The organism is Thermoleptolyngbya sp. M55_K2018_002, assembly GCF_015295965.1.
Lineage (GTDB): Bacteria > Cyanobacteriota > Cyanobacteriia > Elainellales > Elainellaceae > Thermoleptolyngbya > Thermoleptolyngbya sichuanensis.
Window position 1 is genome coordinate 1 of record NZ_DVEA01000248.1, and the last position, 13,207, is coordinate 13,207.

10 protein-coding genes are annotated in these 13,207 nt (G+C 58.5%); 6 read left to right on the top strand and 4 right to left on the bottom strand.

From position 1 onward, the window contains the following. Positions 1–130 precede the first annotated feature (130 nt). Both IGS51_RS12270 and IGS51_RS12275 read right to left on the bottom strand, forming a co-directional pair. Positions 131–619, bottom strand: a complete 489-nt coding sequence (locus tag IGS51_RS12270) for a Crp/Fnr family transcriptional regulator (protein WP_172355350.1) — start codon at positions 617–619, stop codon at positions 131–133. A 385-nt stretch (positions 620–1,004) separates the two neighbouring features. Continuing rightward, a complete protein-coding gene (locus IGS51_RS12275) occupies positions 1,005–4,079 on the bottom strand; it encodes a HEAT repeat domain-containing protein (RefSeq protein ID WP_297078650.1) in 3,075 nt (1,024 codons plus the stop codon). A 482-nt stretch (positions 4,080–4,561) separates the two neighbouring features. Here IGS51_RS12275 and IGS51_RS12280 point away from each other — a divergent pair, with 482 nt between their 5' ends. From IGS51_RS12280 to rsmI, 3 genes are all read left to right on the top strand, one after another. Further along, a complete protein-coding gene (locus IGS51_RS12280; RefSeq protein WP_172355351.1) occupies positions 4,562–4,705 on the top strand; it encodes a hypothetical protein in 144 nt (47 codons plus the stop codon). Between the two features lie 232 nt (positions 4,706–4,937). Continuing rightward, positions 4,938–5,591, top strand: coding sequence for a glutathione S-transferase family protein (locus IGS51_RS12285; protein WP_297078651.1), 654 nt, complete (start codon positions 4,938–4,940; stop codon positions 5,589–5,591). Between the two features lie 55 nt (positions 5,592–5,646). Next, entirely contained in the window at positions 5,647–6,471 is an 825-nt protein-coding gene (gene rsmI / locus IGS51_RS12290; protein ID WP_297078657.1) for a 16S rRNA (cytidine(1402)-2'-O)-methyltransferase, read from the top strand. A gap of 132 nt (positions 6,472–6,603) precedes the next feature. Here rsmI and leuB read toward each other — a convergent pair whose 3' ends face one another. Next, positions 6,604–7,689: a 3-isopropylmalate dehydrogenase gene (gene leuB, locus IGS51_RS12295; protein ID WP_297078652.1), complete on the bottom strand. Its 1,086-nt coding sequence runs from the start codon at positions 7,687–7,689 to the stop codon at positions 6,604–6,606. A 100-nt stretch (positions 7,690–7,789) separates the two neighbouring features. Then, on the bottom strand, positions 7,790–9,601 hold the full coding sequence (locus IGS51_RS12300; RefSeq protein ID WP_297078653.1) for an MASE1 domain-containing protein: 1,812 nt from the start codon (positions 9,599–9,601) through the stop codon (positions 7,790–7,792). 337 nt (positions 9,602–9,938) lie between these two features. Here IGS51_RS12300 and IGS51_RS12305 point away from each other — a divergent pair, with 337 nt between their 5' ends. From IGS51_RS12305 to IGS51_RS12315, 3 genes are all read left to right on the top strand, one after another. Then, a complete protein-coding gene (locus IGS51_RS12305; RefSeq protein ID WP_297078654.1) occupies positions 9,939–10,940 on the top strand; it encodes an ABC transporter ATP-binding protein in 1,002 nt (333 codons plus the stop codon). A gap of 308 nt (positions 10,941–11,248) precedes the next feature. Beyond that, entirely contained in the window at positions 11,249–11,461 is a 213-nt protein-coding gene (locus IGS51_RS12310) for a hypothetical protein (protein WP_297078655.1), read from the top strand. A gap of 232 nt (positions 11,462–11,693) precedes the next feature. Next, positions 11,694–13,178, top strand: coding sequence for an aminobutyraldehyde dehydrogenase (locus IGS51_RS12315; protein ID WP_297078656.1), 1,485 nt, complete (start codon positions 11,694–11,696; stop codon positions 13,176–13,178). The last annotated feature ends 29 nt before the right edge of the window (positions 13,179–13,207 follow it).

Here is a 13,207-nt window from a genome sequence, read left to right on the forward strand (position 1 = left end):
AGAAGGGGTTGGGGGATGAGGGCAGTAAGTTTGCTGTCTCAAGTATGTCAGTGCCCAATCTAGCCGGGTCATCTAGCCAGTCCGCTCGCCCTTAACCTCGTCCCTCAGCCTCCTCGTGCCGTGTCCCGACTCAAACACCAGTCAGTTTTTGATAGATTCCATCAGACAGGCGACGGTTGATATTGCCGTTTTGGAGTTTGTTAATTTTCTGGTTTTGTTCGCGGATGCGGCGCGACAGCAGACGAATGATATTGACAGCAATACTGGGGGTTTCTTCGATTGCCTCATAAAGCTGCTGCTGGGTTAACGTCAGGCACTCGCAGCGGTCGATGGTCGTGACAGAGGCAGAACGCGGCTCCGCGTCAAACACCGACATTTCCCCGAAGCACGCGCCCTTGTCGAGCCGGGCAATTTCCTGGTTGTCCGCATGGACGCGCACACTACCTTTCACCAAAATATAGAGCGATCGCCCCTCCTGTCCCTGGCTGACAATTGTGTGCTGCGGCGGAAATTCTTGCTCGTCCATGATGGAAGCGAGGCGCACCAAAAAGTCGTCCCGCAGTTCTTTGAAAATGGGGACACCGCGCACAAATAGAAGGCGATCAACGCTCGTCAGCATACCAATGTGAACCCTACCCCGACCCAAAGCCTGTAGCATCCGCTCCCAAATGCCCAGTCCTCAGCGCGTGAGTCCCTGCGTGTTGTCTGTTCCATCCGTAGGTTGCCCATGCAGAGAATTCTATTCATCTTTTGTCCAGAAATTTCGCTGAATCACGACCGAAAGGAAAATTTACAGCCGGAGCCAGCTTGATGGCTCGCTAGTCGAGTCGTTCATTGAAGAGCGATGAACATGAAAGACCCATGAAAGACCCATGAAGGAAAGAACCATGAACGTCTATTGAACTGCATGAAACCGAGGATGAACTCGCTAAATTTGCTGAACTCAAACCTGCTAGGCTCAGTGAGCCTAATCAGTTTGCGAATCGAGTTTTGCCTGGAAACGGTCAAGTCGGCTCCCAGCCCATCGGCAGGTCTGACGGGCGGGGTGGGTTGAAACGCGGCGGTGGGTCGGGCGGTGTTGCAGGGTGGGTGAGCACCTTGCCGTTGCCATTGTGAGTGGAAACCGCGCTGTACCGCTGCAACAGTTGCTCGACTTGGGCAGCGACGAGTCGATTGGGGTCGCGGCGGAGCATGGGTAGCAACTCCCGCAGGGTGCGCGGCGAGGCCACTTCTAAATAAGCCACCACTGCCTCCCGCACAAACCCTGTGGGATGTTGCAGACAGGCAATAATCTGAGCGGGTGTGAGGCTCCAGCGATTTTCACGGGCAACGTGGACGCTGCAAGCTAAGGCCCAATCGGACAGAAAATGGCGCAGATCCAGCAGGTATCGCAGGCGATCGCTCGGCGATAGGGGCTGATAGTCCACAAACTCATCCAGGTTTTCCAGCTTTTCCAAATCGGGGCGGCTATCGAGAATGCTTAGCAGCGCCCGCTTGCTCTGGATATCGAGCGTGTTATCCAGAATTTCCAGCCCCCGCGCCACGCTCTCCGAAGAATGGGACTGTAGGTTAAACGCGGCGGCCTGAATTGCGCTGGAGGGATACAGCAGCCGCATCAGCAAAAAGAGGCGCTGTCGGGCATCGTCTTGCAAATCGCTGAGGGCGCGGCGCAGCAGGTCGGCGGTTTGCCCCGGCACCCGCTCCGGCGGCAAATCCAGTAGACAGGCATAGACCTGCCCAATCAGCATTAGCTCCAGGTTGATCAATTCCTCTACGCCACTCCGCCCCAATTCGTCGGCTGCTGCGTCAATGCCAATTTCGTTAGGAATTTTCAAGAGGGTTCGTAGAATAGTGCGGCGGCTGGGCCCCCAGGCGGTTTCCAGGTTGCGAACCAGGGCGCGAACCGCGTCGGGCGTGCCAATGCGCCCCAGCGTTTTCCAGGCGCAAGCGCGAATGATTTCGGGCTTGTAGATATCTTTGCCCAGCGCTATCAGCAGCGGAATTGCGTCGTCGCCCAGGCGAGTCAGCGCCTGCATGGCGGCTTCGCGGGTCGATTTGAATTGCAGCGCCCGCAGCAGCGAGGGGTAGTATTCTTCAGTGCGGGTGGCGGCGATCGCCTCTAGCAGGGCACAGCGCACCCGCAGCGACTCGTCCCGCAGCAATGGCTCGATGTAGATTCGCAAAGCTTGCAGATACAGCGCCTCGCCCAGCGCCCGACAGCCCATCACCCGCTCTCGTTCGCGCTTGTGGGTCAGCATTCGCCGCAGCGTGTCGGTGGCTTCGGCCCGCTGTTCGAGTGTGCCCCGCCGCAGCATCAGGGAGGCCGCCGTGCCCCGCACTTCGGGATCAGCCGACGGGTTGAGGTAGGGGCGTAGCCGCTCGATATCGGGGTCGGGGTCCGTCAGCCAGATATAGCGCAGGGCGATGGAAAGCACATCAGGCGGCAGTGGTTGTTCGATGAGCGATCGCACCAGTGGCAAAAACAGCGGGTTGGGGTTTTCCGTCATCACCAGCAGGCTCTGGCGCTGGAGCGCGGGCGAAAAGTCAGACAGCATCGGAGCCAGCACCTCGCCCACGCCTTTCGGGTCGATATGGCTGAGCAGTTCAATGCAAGATTGTTTGTCGGCATCGGTTCCCTTGCCCAGCGCCTCGATTACCGCCCGCTTAAATGTCCGCAGATCCGCATCGGACAGGCTGAGTTCGCCCCGGTCAGCACTGATCACGAGCAAATCGACGTAGCGCGATCGCAGCAGCCACACCGTCACAAACCACAGCGCCCCGCACAGCATAATCTGGAACATGAATACCAGGCTTTCGGCATCTTGCAGCGCGTCCGGGTCGCTGCCCCTGAAGACGTGTTGACACAGCCACAGCGTCGTTAACATACCCGCGCCCGTCAGCCCAGAGGAAAACGGCTCGGCAATGCCCCGCACAATGGACTGTACGCGGCTACGAACGTTGTCCGGCACAGGCTGAAACAGAATTGGGCCGGTACTAGCCAGCACGGTATAGCGCAGCAGTTCATCGGCAAATTTCAAAATCACCATGCCGACAAACAGGCTGAGCCAGCCCATCATCGACACTAGGCTGATGATGAAGATCAGTGCAGGCAGGGCCATCGTCACCACAAACACGCCCAGCCGCTCGATCGCCCGACTAGAGACAAACCACTGCACCAGCAGTTCAAACGTCCCCAAAATTGCGCTGAAAAAGGCCAAAAAGTCGGCAAGCTGCTCGCCGCTGACTCGTCGTTCTAGCTGCGCCAGATACTGAAAATCCAGCAGCAGCCATAGCACCTGCGCCATCACAAAAAACGCCACCAGCAGAACCACATACCGCTGGAGCGGCCGCCGCAGTCGGCGCGTGGTGAAGTCGGGCTGGCGTTCTTGCAGCAGTCGCCGGGGCGAATCGGGGAAGAATTGGCTGTAGGAGCGGCTGAGGCGATAGAGAATGCCTGCCCCGATCATCAGCATGGCCCCCGCTAGCAGCACGACGTTATTTAGCCCTACGAGCGATCGCAGCACAGGCAGCGACAGCCCACTCAGCACATCCGCCAGCAGCACGCCGCTGCTAATCATGGGATAGGCTCGCTTGATTTCGCGAATGTTGAACAACTGGTTGGCAGTGATCGAGGTCGTCAGTTCATTGAGTACATAAATCGCCTCCATCCACAGCCGCATCAAAAATACGCTATAGCCCATCATCAGCGGCATCGCCAGCCCCAGCCGAAACAGCGGCAGCGGCAGCGCCATCAGCACCGCGATCACCACAATCACCTGGCGCAGCGGCAGAAACTTTTGCAGCAGCGAGTAAAAGAAGCCCAGAACCGTGCCAATGCCTGCGCTGACGATGTAGATCCAGGGCAGCGAGTTTGCCCCATATTCATCCAAAAATAGGGCGGCAATGCTGACCTCCAGCCACAGCACGCCAATCGACGTGGCGGTGTAGAAGGCAAACATCAAAAAGGTGCGCTCGCTTTCCTCTGGCCGCAGGTTGAGCCATTGCAGCAGCATCCGCCCGGAGGGAAGCCGGGATTTCTTTGCTGGGGTTGTGCGCGATGATCCACCCGTCCGTGCCATGCTGTCCAGGGAACTTGTGAAAGAAGCGATGCCTGATATCTGCCTTACATCTTATGAAAGTTGGGAAGGTCTGGAGCCGTTTTCGCCATTTTCTGAAGCTTGTTTGCTAGAGGATGGCTGGCCAGACCGAAACAGCTTGAGGCAGAATTTGAACTTGGGTCGCTTTGGGTCATTCGGTTGCCAGCGACTGCCTTCAGCGTTCCCAAAACGGGCTGGAATCGATCCAGCCAAGACAGCCTGAAATATTCACCTGAAATATTCAAGTGATGGGGCAACCCAAAGCTATGTCCTGCGACCGATTAAAACCTCTGATTGTTGGCTGAGACACATTGTTCACGGGATCTGATAGAACTGATTTGGTTCATTTTTGTTCATTCACCTGCGGTAAAGTGCCGACTGTCTGAAACGCAGACAGTGCTTTGCTTCCGAGCCTCTCGGATGTTTTTCTACACACTTAAACCCCTACGAATGAGGAGCTACGAATGTACAAGAAGCTAGTTGCTTTGGTCTGCACGCTGGGTTTGGCAGCAATGCTGGGCGCTTGTGGTGGTGGCAGTGAGCCGGCTGGCACCGAGTCGCCTGCTGGCACCGAGTCGCCCGCGCCTTCGCCAACGACCACGCCGTAGTTTGTTGTGAGTTAGCCTGCCGTTTCGCATTCACCGTCTACTCATCGCTTGGCTGCCTATCGCTGGTATTGGCTAACTCAGTGCATTCTCGTGTTCTAGCTTCATTCACCTGACTTTCATCTCGATCAGCCATCCACGGCGATCGCCCCTCTGGAATTAGGGCAATGCGTGTATTCCAATGCGCGTATGCTGAGAGAGGCATCTGCCGTGGATTTTTATTGGCCCAAGACCCATGCACCTGCTGCAATTCAGCACCTCCCACTATTGCCGCAAAGCTCGGCTGGCGCTGGGCTATAAGCAACTGCCGTTTACGGTGGAAAATCTGACTCCGGGGCTGCACGCGCTGAAGCTAAAGCCGCTGACAGGGACTACCACCGTGCCTGTGCTGCTGCCAGAGCTAGAGGGGCAGCCAAGGGCGATCGCCGACTCTAGCCACATTTTTGAATTTCTCGACCAGCACCATCCCGCCGATCCGGTTCAGCGCAGCCAGGTGAAGCAGCTTGAAGACTGGCTCGACGAGAGCATCGGCGTTGCCACCCGCTTTGTTTACTACGACTATCGTGCGGGCGCGGGCAAGTCCATCGACCCGTCGCTGATGAGCCAGGCCGTGATTGCCATCGTGCGCCGCCAGTATGGCATGAATGCAGCGCGGGTCAAGCTGGCGGGCGATCGCCTGGCCGATGCCCTCCACTACCTCCAGCAGCACTGGAAAGACCGCGAGTATTGGGTGGGAAGCCAGATTACCGCCGCCGACCTGACCACCGCGGCCCTGCTCAGTCCGCTGGCCCTATTGCCCCACTATCGGGCGGCCCATCCCTGGCTATTTGAGAAAATCGCCACTGTGCATCAGCGCTGCGGAGAACCCCTACCGCCGGGGTTGGCTTAGATTGAAGCTAGCTCGGTGCGAGTCGCTGACCCAGATTGCCTTTGAAATTTCTAAAATGCTCTACGTCGTCGCTACGCCCATCGGTAATTTGGAAGACATGACCTTTCGGGCTGTGCGGATTTTGCAGGAGGTGGAGGCGATCGCCGCCGAAGACACCCGCCACACGGGCAAGCTGCTCCAGCATTTCCAGATCACCACGCCGCAGATCAGCTATCACGACCACAACCGCACCAGCCGCCTGCCGGAACTGCTTGCCCGCCTAAAGCAGGGACAGTCCATTGCGCTAGTCAGCGATGCCGGAATGCCGGGAATTTCCGATCCGGGCTATGAACTGGTGGCGGCCTGCGTCGAGGCAGGGATTCCCGTGGTGCCGATTCCGGGAGCCAGCGCCGTGGTGACGGCCCTCAGCGCCGCCGGACTGCCCACCGATCGGTTTGCGTTTGAGGGATTTTTGCCGGCCAAGGGGAAAGAGCGGCGCGATCGCCTCGCTGCGCTCCAGTCCGAATCACGAACGCTGGTGTTTTACGAGTCGCCCCACCGCCTGCGGCAAACCCTGGCGGATTTTTCGGAAACCTTTGGCGGCGATCGCCCCATTGTGCTGGCGCGGGAACTGACCAAACTGCACGAAGAATTTTGGCGCGGCACGGTGCAGGAGGCGATCGCCCACCACGAAACCCGCGACCCCCAGGGCGAATACACTGTCCTGCTGGCCGGCAGCATAGCCGCCCCCGTCGTTTTGTCGGAAGCCGCCCTCAAAGCCGAACTCGCTGCTCTGATGCAGCAGGGACTCTCCCGCTCCCAGGCCAGCCGCCAGCTTGCCCAGCAAACCCAACTCCCCCGCCGCGAACTCTACCAGTTGGCCCTGACGCTGCCGGATTGAGCAACCGGATGTGCAACGTTGCTGATTCCCCTCACCCTTAATCCCTCTACCAGAGCAAGAGAGGGACTTCAAGCCTCTCTTGCTCCCCTTCTCCCGACTTGGGAAAAGGGGTTGGGGGATGAGGGCAACCTGCTAGTCTTCCAGCGCCGCCAGCAGCGCCTCGCCCATCGCCTTGCAGCCCACCAGGGTCATGCCGTCGGACATAATATCGCCCGTGCGATAGCCCTGATCGAGGACTTTAAGGACGGCCCGTTCGAGGCGATCGCCCGCCTGCGGTTCGTTCAGCCCATAACGCAGCATCATCGCCGCGCTCAGCACCTGCGCCAGAGGATTGGCCTTGTCCTGACCTGCGATATCCGGGGCAGAGCCGTGGACGGGTTCAAACAGGCCGGGGCCCGAGGAGCCAAGGCTGGCAGACGGCAACATGCCGATACTGCCCGTCAGCATGGCCGCCGCGTCGGAGAGAATATCGCCAAACAGGTTGCCCGTAACAATCGTGTCGAACTGCTTGGGGTTTCGCAAAAGCTGCATAGCCGCATTGTCCACGTACATATGGGTTAGCTCCACGTCGGGATAGTCGGCCGCCAGTTTCGTGATCGTGTCGCGCCACAGTTTCGAGACTTCCAGCACATTGGATTTATCTACGGAGCAGAGCTGTTTGCGGCGCTTGCGGGCAGCTTCAAAGGCGACGCGCCCAATCCGCTCCACTTCCGACTCGGTGTAGACCATCGTGTTTACGCCGCGCCGTTCGCCCGTTTCGCTGGTAAAGATGCCCCGCGGCTGCCCAAAGTAAATACCGCCCGTTAGCTCTCGCACCACCATAATGTCCACACCGTCCACCACCTCGCGCTTGAGGCTGGAGGCATCGACCAGTTGCGGCAAAATGCTGGCGGGGCGAAGGTTGGCAAACAGTTCCAGCCCAGCCCGCAGCCCCAGCAGGCCGCGTTCCGGCCGCTGGTCGTTGGGCAGCGTGTCCCACTGGTAGCCGCCAATCGCCGCCAGCAGCACGGCATCGCTGTTTTTGCAGAGTTCCAGCGTGTCCGCAGGGAGGGGACTCCCCGTTGCGTCGATGGCCGCCCCACCCAGCAGCGCCTCCTGAAACTCGAAGCGGAGGTCAAGCTGTTGCCCCACTTTTTTTAGCAAATCGACCGCCACCGCAATGATTTCGGGGCCGATGCCGTCGCCAGGGAGGAGGGTGATGCGGTAGGTCTGGGTCATAGTTCAGGAGTCTGGGGTTAGAGATTAGGGATTTGGTCTGGGCGCTGGATGGAGACGCACAGCGATCGCCTATTTTACCGCTCAGCGGCCCTGCGTTGACCTACAGGCGGCGCTTCAAGACCAGCAGCGACAGATTATCCAGCACGTTTTCCTGCCCCATGTGCTGGCGCACGTCCTGAATGACGGCTCGGTGGACAGCGCTGGCTGGCTGGGCCCAATGCTGACCCACGACACGATACAGGCGATCAAGACTATACATCACGCCATTTTCATCTAGGGCGCTGGGCAGGCTGCTGGTGTATAGCACAATGCCGTCGCCCGGTTGCAGTTCAACGGAGGCGCGTTTGGTGAAGGCGGTGATGTCAAACTCCAGCCCCAGCGGCAGAATCAGCTCGGTCATGCTGACCCGCTCGACGCGCCCCGAAGCCCGCACCACCACAAGATCTTCATGCTGCCCGCTGACGCTGAGGCTGCCGTTGAGATAATTCAGCACGGCCAGGGTTAGCTGCTGCTGGGCGCTGAGGCGCTCGATGTTCTTATACAGCGTCCGGTTCAGGGTTTGCAAAAAGCGCACCGAACTGCGATCGCGCAATTCTGCCAGCGTCCGCACGGCCGTCTGCACCATCAGCATCAGCACGCCGCTTTCCAGTCCGCGCCCGCCCACGATGCCAACGCTGAGGGTGACGATGCCATCGGTTTCCACCACGTCGAAATAGTCGGTGCTGTCTTCATCGGTCAGGTCAGTCAAGGCAGACACGTCCAGCGTTTGAATTGCGCTCAGTTCCTCTGGCGTGGGCAGGATCAGGCCCTGAATCTGGCGCACCACGTCCAGTTCGGCCGCCATTCGCAGGTTTTCTTGCTTGAGCCGCTCGTTCAAATCCACAATTGCCGCGTTGGCTTGGGCTAGTTCTGCTGTGCGCTGCTGCACCCGGTCTTCCAGGCTATGATTTGCGTCTCGCAGCGCTTGTTTGGACTGGTCGTTTTGATATAGCACGGCGCACAGGAGCAGCGTCGTCAGGGCGATCGCCGCGATGCACGACTGAAGCACCAGCAGCGACTCGTTCATCGAACTGCGGGCAAAGGAACCCAGGCCCTTTGCCGTGCTAATCACCGCCAGCAGCGACAGCAGCACCATCACCAGCGTGGCCCCCGGCGACCGAAACCGAAACGCCGCCCACACAATCACCGGAATCAGCAGATACTCCACTGGGTATTTGTCCACCAGCGCCACTTCGCTGATGCCAATCACCAGCACCACCATAACGGCTGCTTCTAGCCAGTGCTGCCGGATGGCGTTGCGAAACTGGAACAAATCGAGCGATCGCGTGCTGCTCCAGGCCAACAGCAGCGGAGCCACTAGCACGATGCCAAAGGCATCGCTCAGCCACCAGGTGATAAAGATCTGGCGATAGGCGGCCCAGGGCGCTTTGCCAAAGTTGCAAACCAACGCCGCGCAGAGCATCCCAATCGGCAGATGGCTGAGAAACGCCGCCAGGATAAACCGCACCACATCGGCTGGCGAGTCTAGGGGAGAGCGGGACTGGGTGAGGCGATCGCTCCACACTGCCGCAATAACTTTGCCCAGCGTGGCGATGAAGGTGACGGCGATCGCCAGCATTAGGCTGTTGGTGCTTTCCCAACCCTTAAAGAAGATAAACTCCAGCACCAGAATGCTGGCAAAGATGCCAAGCCAGAGTTCGACTCCGTAGGCGAGCATCGCCCCCACCGCAATGCCCCCTGCAAACCAGACGGGCGTGGAGGCAGCGTCGGGCAGTGTGGCATAGGCAATTGAAAACTGAGCCGCAGCGTAGTACGCAACAGCAACAGCGCCCTGTTTCCAAACATAGGCGAGGCCGGGCTGTGCGAATCGGAGAGGGCGGGGGGAAATCACCGATCGGACGGGAAGGGTCACAGATTTTTATAGAAGGTAAGCGTTGGGGCGTTTGATCAAACTCAGCCAGCCGCAGGCTAATCACCCGATCATCCGCAGAGCTTGAAGCAAGACTTGGGCGATCGCCATCCATTACTACGATGGCCTTAACAGTAGCGCTGATGTTTGCACAATACCCCAGGGTAGGATTTAAATCTGCTTAAGCTACAAGCTTTTTCGCAAAATATTTGCAAAACTACCCCATTTTCCTGCATTTTCTAGAAGGTTCTCCGGAAGATATGCGGGAGGGTTCACCACCCCTGTCCTGGTCTAAGATTGAGTACAGCTTCTTACAGATGCCGTCCCCTCAGCTATTCCGATGGATTCGTCTCCTCCTGCTGCCCTGTCTAGTCCTAGCGATCGCCCTGCGGTCGTGCTGACCTCTCATCTCCGCAAGGTCTATCGCACGGGCTTCTGGCTCAACCAAAAAATTTCGACCCTCAAAGACTGTTCGCTGCAAATCTACGAAGGGGAAACCTTCGGGCTGCTGGGGCAAAACGGCGCAGGCAAAACGACGCTGCTAAAAATTTTGCTGGGCATTATTCGACCCACGGCGGGGCGCGGGCTGCTGCTGGGCAAACCCCTGGGCGATCGCTCTGTCAAGCAGCGAGTCGGCTATTTGCCGGAAAATCCCTACTTCTACGACTACCTAACCGGGCGCGAGTTTTTGCAATATGCCGCTGGGCTGTTCCAGATTCCCGCTGACGTGCAGCGCAAGCGCATTCCCGAACTGATTGACCTAGTGGGGCTGTCGCGGGCTGCTGCGGAGAAAAAGCAGCTTCGGCAATACTCCAAGGGCATGTTGCAGCGAGTTGGCATGGCTCAGGCGCTAATCAACAATCCCGAAGTGGTGTTTTTAGACGAGCCGATGTCGGGGCTAGACCCGCTCGGCCGCTACCAAATCCGCGAAATTATCCAACTGCTGAAAGACCAGGGCAAAACGATCTTCTTCAATAGCCACGTCCTGTCCGATGTGGAAAAGGTGTGCGATCGCATTGCCATCCTGTGCCAAGGCGAACTCATTGCCATCGGCACGCTGACAGAACTACTGGGCACCGCCGACCGCTATTTCGTCAAAGTCAGCGGCAGCACGCCCAACGTTTTGCAGCAGTGGATTCCCGATCTGGAATTCAAAGAGGGGCTGTGGCAGGGGCATTTGCACGGCCACCCGCAGGACTTTATCGCCAGTCTGGAGCTAATGCGCGGGCAGTTGGTGGGGATGAACCTGGCGCGGCGATCGCTCGAAGAGTTTTTTGTCGAGCAGGTGAGCCAGCGCCATCCCAACAGCGACTCTGGCGCATCGGCCAACGCATCATCCTGACCCGTCCACCACCGCCAGCACCAGGGTATGGAAAGCCAGATCCCACGCAGCAAACTAGGGGTATTCCCACTTGTCGGGCATGGATTAAGATATCTGCGCTTTCCAGATGAAACCACTCATGATGAAACCACTCATGGTTCCACAAGGGAATCCGCGTTTTGCAGTCGGGCGGCAAGATTTCGTCATAATGTCGCCCAACACCCAGCGCCACAAAAAAATATGACGTTCCTCCCCCACTTTTGCCGACAGATATTAGGGTGGTATACAGCTAGACTCCGCTGGGAGTCGCGATCGTTTATCTGTACAAATTGGCGAAACAAATTGGCGAACTAGTCGGCAGACTTGCTAGCAAACCAGTTGGCAAACTTGCTGGCAAACCTGCTGGCGAGTTTCCGGCAAACCCGCTGGCAAACCAGTTGACAGACTCGCTGGCGAACTTGCTGGCGAACCCACCGGCGAACTTGCTGGCGAACCCGCTGACAAGCCTGCTGGCGAACCAGTTGGCGATTCGTGTGAGTTAGTGTCAGTGCCGACCCGAGTTGATGGCCAATCAGTTGATAGCCAATCAGTTAATAGCCAATCAGTTGATAGCCAATCAAAGGGCAGCGTTCGATGCAGGGGCGATCGCCCGTTCGATAGCGCCAGAGGCTCAACGCAAAGCAGTTGATTCGGCTGATTGACAAACTGGTTAACAGGCCGATTGACAAGCTGATTGACAAGCGTGTGGGATTCTTACCCCGAACCGAGGTTTTTATGGTTTCTACGACAGAAAAGTTAATCCACTACCCGATGGTGATTGGCGAAGAGCTAGTCAGCAGCGGCAGTCAGGACTTGATCGAGCCTGCCACGGGCGAAGTCTTTGCAACCGTGGCGATGGGCACCACCGCAGACGTAGAGCGGGCCGTGGCAGCGGCGAAAGCGGCTCAACCCGGTTGGGCTGCGCTGTCCTACGGCGAGCGCTGCGCCGCCATGATGAAATTTGCCGACCTGCTGGAAGCCAAAAGCGAGGAACTCTCTCACCTAGAAAGCAAGAACGCGGGCAAGGCGCTGAAGCTGACGATCAACGGCGACATTCCCTTCTCGATTGACAATATTCGCTATTTTGCGTCGGTGGTGCGGCGGCAGGAAGGGGCGGCCGCAGGGGAGTATGTCGGCGGCTACACCAGCTTGCTGCGGCGGGAGCCGATCGGCGTGATTGGCGCGATCACCCCGTGGAACTATCCGCTGATGATGGCGGTGTGGAAAATTGCGCCGGCGATCGCCGCTGGCAATGCCATCGTCCTCAAGCCTGCCCCCAACACGCCCACCACGACAATCGAGATGGCCAAGATCGCCCTGGAAGCGGGACTGCCCGCCGGACTGATCAACATCGTCACGGGCGGCGTGGAAGTCGGCGAAGCTATCTGCACCCACCCCGACATCGGCATGATCAGCTTTACGGGTAGCACTCGCACGGGCAAGCGCATCGCAGAACTCGCCAGCCCGATGATCAAGCGCGTCACCCTGGAACTGGGCGGCAAAGCACCCTTTGTGGTGTTTGAGGATGCCGACATCGAAGCCGCTGCCCACGGCGCGGTGGTCGGAGCCTACGTCAACTCTGGGCAAGACTGCACCGCCGCCACTCGAATGTATGTCCACGAGTCGGTGTTTGACGCATTCCTGGCGCGGTTTACGGAACTGTCGAAGCAGGTAAAGGTGGGCGACCCCTTTGCCGAAGGCACGGACATCGGCCCCCTCTCTAGCCAGGCCCAGTTGAACAAGGTGAAGGGCTACGTTGAAGAGGCCAAGCAGCAGGGCCTTCAGGTGATTACCTGCGGCGACGTGCCCGACAAGGGTTTCTACTTCCCGCCGACAATCATCGTAGATCCGCCGCAAACCGCCAACTGCGTCTGTGAGGAAATCTTTGGCCCGGTGGCGGTGGTGAAGCGCTTTTCGACGGAAGAAGAGGCGATCGCCCTAGCGAATGACACGCCCTACGGACTCGCCGCAAGCTGCTGGACGCTGAACGTGCAGCGGGCCATGCGAATGGCAAAGGCGCTGCAAGCCGGAACCGTATGGATCAACGACCACCTGCCCATCGCCAGCGAAATGCCCCACGGCGGCTTCAAACAAAGCGGCTTTGGCAAAGACATGTCGCACTACGCCCTGGAGGAATACACCATCGTCAAGCATGTCGTGTTTGACATCACAGGCGACCAGCGCAAGGGCTGGCACTTTACGACCTTCGGTGAGGCGTAGCGGTCGATCCCCCCTCCCCCCCCTTAAAA